The sequence below is a fragment of the Vibrio makurazakiensis genome (assembly GCF_050337375.1).
In the GTDB taxonomy this organism is placed as follows: Bacteria; Pseudomonadota; Gammaproteobacteria; order Enterobacterales; family Vibrionaceae; genus Vibrio; species Vibrio makurazakiensis.
This window is the reverse complement of the sequence record NZ_JAKJSW010000296.1, coordinates 1-4,010: the sequence shown is the minus strand read 5'-3', so window position 1 is coordinate 4,010 and position 4,010 is coordinate 1. Positions and strand designations below refer to the sequence as shown.

General features: G+C 40.6%; 1 protein-coding gene and 6 tRNA genes. 6 read left to right on the top strand and 1 reads right to left on the bottom strand.

Annotated elements, in window-relative coordinates:
• Positions 1-84 precede the first annotated feature (84 nt).
• The 6 genes from L4C33_RS20275 to L4C33_RS20250 all read left to right on the top strand — a co-directional run bounded on the left by L4C33_RS20275 (position 85) and on the right by L4C33_RS20250 (position 2,468).
• On the top strand, positions 85-1,710 hold the full coding sequence (locus L4C33_RS20275) for a methyl-accepting chemotaxis protein (protein WP_428814203.1): 1,626 nt from the start codon (positions 85-87) through the stop codon (positions 1,708-1,710).
• A gap of 233 nt (positions 1,711-1,943) precedes the next feature.
• Positions 1,944-2,019: transfer RNA gene (locus tag L4C33_RS20270), tRNA-Phe, on the top strand.
• A gap of 56 nt (positions 2,020-2,075) precedes the next feature.
• A tRNA-Thr gene (locus L4C33_RS20265) sits at positions 2,076-2,151 on the top strand.
• A gap of 24 nt (positions 2,152-2,175) precedes the next feature.
• Positions 2,176-2,251 (top strand) — tRNA-Asn (locus tag L4C33_RS20260).
• Positions 2,252-2,287: 36 nt separating this feature from the next.
• A tRNA-Thr gene (locus tag L4C33_RS20255) sits at positions 2,288-2,363 on the top strand.
• Between the two features lie 29 nt (positions 2,364-2,392).
• A tRNA-Asn gene (locus tag L4C33_RS20250) sits at positions 2,393-2,468 on the top strand.
• Between the two features lie 1,416 nt (positions 2,469-3,884).
• On the opposite strand, the gene L4C33_RS20245 is transcribed toward L4C33_RS20250, so the two are convergent.
• Positions 3,885-3,961 (bottom strand) — tRNA-Trp (locus L4C33_RS20245).
• Between the last annotated feature and the right edge of the window lie 49 nt (positions 3,962-4,010).

Here is a 4,010-nt window from a genome sequence, read left to right as displayed (position 1 = left end):
GTTCTATACTAGTTAGATTAAGATAATGTGAATTTATAATAATTCATTTATCAATAGCTTTACTYGCTTGATCTGTGAGGTCATATGAAATTAAAAACCCAAGCATATTTACTCTCTACAATTATATTAGTCGCTCTACTCGCACTAACAGCTACGGGTCTATGGACTTYGCGTGTTGCCAGTAATATGGACAATAAGGCTCGCGTAACTGAGCTATTCAAAAGTGCCTACAGCATATTAACCGAAGTCGAAAAGATGGCGATTGACGGTACTCTTGAAGAAGAGCAAGCCAAGCAACTGGCAACCCGCCTACTTCGTAACAATATCTATAAAGATAATGAATATGTTTATGTTGCAGACGAAAACATGACTTTCGTTGCCACACCTCTAGATCCACAACTACACGGCACTAGCTTTAATGACTTTAAAGACGGCGATGGCAAAAGTGTTGGTCAACTAATTCAACGAGTCATAGGCAACACAACCGGACAAATCGTTGAGTACACTTGGACTCAAAAGCTACCAGACGGGAGTATTGAAGAGAAACTCTCTATCGCTGAAAAAACACCGCATTGGGGTTGGGTTGTAGGTACAGGTATCGGGTTTAATGAAGTAAACGCTCGTTTCTGGTCTACTGCTCAATGGCAGCTATTCCTATGTGCTCTTATCGCAGCAGCAATCCTGGGTAGCCTAGTCGTGTCTATCAAGCGAATCTTAACGTTATTGGGCGGTGAGCCAAATGATGTAAGAAATGCGGTACAAGCTGTTGCTCAAGGTAAGATCCAAACATCTTTCGAATCTGAAGCGGTTCCTGGAAGTATCTACCAAGCAGTGCAAAGTATGAGTAAATCATTAGCCAAGTTAGTTACTAACCTCAACTCATCTATGCTAGCGCTTAGACAAGAGCTGAGCAGCGTTGAAGATCGAGCAGGGTCTATTGCTCAATTAACGGATACTCAGCAGCAGTCAACCGAAATGATAGCTACAGCAATGACAGAAATGGCCTCTTCTGCAAACAACGTTGCTGATTCAGCAAGTGACACAGCGAGAAATACTGACGAAGCAGATAAGCAAAGTCAGCACACCCAACAATTGATCCATAACACTGTAAATAATATCCAGGGGTTAGCAGGTCAGCTCGGTACAGCCAGCACTGCTGTAGCTAATCTAGATAATGACGTAAACAACATTGTGAAAGTTCTTGATGTAATTGGTGACATAGCTGAGCAAACCAACCTACTCGCTCTCAATGCAGCAATTGAAGCAGCACGCGCGGGGGAGCAAGGACGAGGCTTTGCTGTTGTTGCTGATGAGGTAAGGAACCTAGCTGGTCGAACTCAAGACAGCACTAAAGAGATTCAGCAAATGATCAATAATTTGCAAGAAGGCTCGCGCAACGCAATTAAGACAATGGAAGTTTGTGCTGAAACAAGTGAAAGCACCGTTACGGAATCCCAGAACGCTTCAGAGGCACTACAACAAATAGTTGTAGCCTTGGAGTCTATATCTTCAATGAGCCATCAGATAGCGACAGCTGCTGCGGAGCAAACAGAAGTCGGGGACGATATTTCGAAGCGTATCAATATGATCGAAGAAAGCGGTAATCAACTGAGTAGCGTCGTAACAGAAAGTCATAACAGCACACAAACATTGGCCTCACTTTCCAACGAACTTGAAGCATGGGTAAACAAATTCGAGGTTAAGCACTAGAATAGAGTCCCTTCTAAAAATAAAGAGCACGTTTTTATACGTGCTTTTTTTATATCTGCACACTTTCTCCACACTTAATGCTAAAGAAAATACTGATTAGGTCATACGCTATAACGCTTTTTTATCGAAAATGGATAAAAACACCCCACTAAGTATAGAAAAACATCAAACGATACTTTTTTTGCAATTTAATGTTGACCCAGAACGCGAAAACACGTTTAATACACCTCGTCGCCCGGATAGCTCAGTCGGTAGAGCAGAGGATTGAAAATCCTCGTGTCGGTGGTTCGATTCCGCCTCCGGGCACCACAATTTATTTGTTGGTGTCTTAGACAACAACAGTAAAGCACAAAGAAATATTATGTGCCGACTTAGCTCAGTAGGTAGAGCAACTGACTTGTAATCAGTAGGTCACCAGTTCGACTCCGGTAGTCGGCACCATTTCTTTAAAGCTTTGAGAACAATTCCCCTTTAGTTCAGTTGGTAGAACGGCGGACTGTTAATCCGTATGTCGCAAGTTCAAGTCTTGCAAGGGGAGCCAAGTYAATCATTAAGCATAAGCTTATTGATACATGATGCCGACTTAGCTCAGTAGGTAGAGCAACTGACTTGTAATCAGTAGGTCACCAGTTCGATTCCGGTAGTCGGCACCACTCTCTTGATGAGAGATAAAACCATCAATTCCCCTTTAGTTCAGTTGGTAGAACGGCGGACTGTTAATCCGTATGTCGCAAGTTCAAGTCTTGCAAGGGGAGCCACATTAAAAAAGGCCTCATCATTTGATGAGGCTTTTTTGCATTTACGACACTTACCATCACTTCAAACACTCTCACACACAAACGTATCCAAGAGCCCCTCAGCACTCCAGAAAAAATATTAGCATTCATAACCAAAAAGTAAAACTTAGCTTCACAACCTCATACAAAGCTCTAAACCTTGTAATAATTGAACTATTCCTCTCTCGTTCTTTATATCTAGATTTTCACCTAAGCAATACTTAGCCGCACCACTCTTACCTCGAACTTTGTTACTACCGCATAACAAAGGGGACCAATTTTTTTAGTATAATAAAGAAACCTTACTACTGAGGTGTAATTAACTGATTATGTTGATATTAAAAGTAAATATTGAACGTTATCTAAGAGAGAACATTGCTAGAATCATGTATTCCTCGAGCCACATATACTTATTAAAACCCTCGCAATTAAAGGATCACTACAATCTAGCTAATAACCTATCATATTGAATTTGAGTAAGCTTGAAAGAAAAATACCTATCTAATATCAGCTCGCTAATCTAAGCGCAGTATAATTCGAAGATCTGGTCGGTTTTGATAAAGTGATTGTTCGATACTTGCCTAATTACTTTTGGAGATTAAAGGCTCTAAAGTCAACTAAGCTTCAAATACAGCAGCTGAAGCTTATGTAAAAACGAAAGGTAGCCGACTTTACAGAAAGACTTATCACAATTAACTACCAATTATTGAAAACACCTTAAGTTTACCGGTTGTTTGATGCTCTAAGGCTTCGTTGTAGGTTAATCTGTTCTTCGTCATTTCAAACTGAAATAGCATTTGTTCATTTAATAGAAAATCTCTCTATCTGCATAAGAAGTAAAGAGAAGATTGCTCTACATATTACCCGTAAGCCCTTAGAGCGGCGTTAGTTGGAATACACCTAACATTACCCCATAACCACTCCCAGTACTGGCTCAGATATGCCCTAGATACGCAAATAGATAAGGTTTCGATGTGTAGTAAGTGAAGATAGGTATATTGGGAAGTGAGGTTCTTGTCAGTTCAATATACTTAGGAATAGATATTGTGGGGCTAAGACAAAAGATCGAACTATCTTCAATGAAGTACCAGTAAGTCCAGGGGCTTTAATTCGTTCATTGAGTTTGGAATGAAATTAAAACGATCAGTAAGGGTACAGAACACCAGCCTATACCATTTGTAATGTATCTAGCAGGACTATGATCTGAGCTTATTGTGGATTCAGAGGGTATAGAGAGGGGGCTTAAAGTGGCTCACATAGAAAAACGTCTATCTACAGAACATCTGTGATAAATAAAGTACTGGCAAGATCTGGCTCTTTTAAAAAACAGTCTTCGAAGTAAAATATGGATAGATAGAAAGCAAAAAGGCTCTAGTCTTTCGACTAGAGCCTTAAATATGGCAGGGGTGGAGAGATTCGAACTCCCAACACGCGGATTTGGAATCCGCTGCTCTGCCAATTGGAGCTACACCCCTATCTCCCTATCTCAGTTTTAAAGAGCTGAAACTCTGAATAAGTGGCGGA